The organism is Pseudomonas sp. HY13-MNA-CIBAN-0226 (genome assembly GCF_040310305.1).
GTDB lineage: Bacteria > Pseudomonadota > Gammaproteobacteria > Pseudomonadales > Pseudomonadaceae > Aquipseudomonas > Aquipseudomonas gregormendelii.
Genome location: NZ_JBEOPS010000638.1, coordinates 1 through 235, shown reverse-complemented (window position 1 = coordinate 235; position 235 = coordinate 1). Strand labels below are relative to the sequence as shown.

General features: G+C 65.5%; 1 protein-coding gene. It reads left to right on the top strand.

All coding sequences use genetic code 11. The annotated features are described in order from the left end of the window. Positions 1–235, top strand: a 235-nt coding sequence (locus AAEZ05_RS30235) for a flagellar hook-basal body complex protein (protein WP_350650362.1), incomplete at both ends; no start/stop codon positions are given.

Sequence of the window (235 nt, the reverse complement as noted above, 5' to 3'; positions counted from 1 at the left end):
CGGCCAGCCCCTGGACATGGCGATCAATGGCCGCGGCTTTTTCCAGGTGCTGCAGCCGGATGGCACCACCTCTTACACCCGTGACGGCACTTTCCACCTGGATTCCAACGGCCAGATCGTGACCGCCAACGGTTTCGCCCTGGAGCCTGCTGTCGTGGTGCCGCCCGACGCCAAGACCTTCACCGTCGGCAACGACGGCACCGTGTCCATCACCGTTGCTGGCAACCCGGCCTCC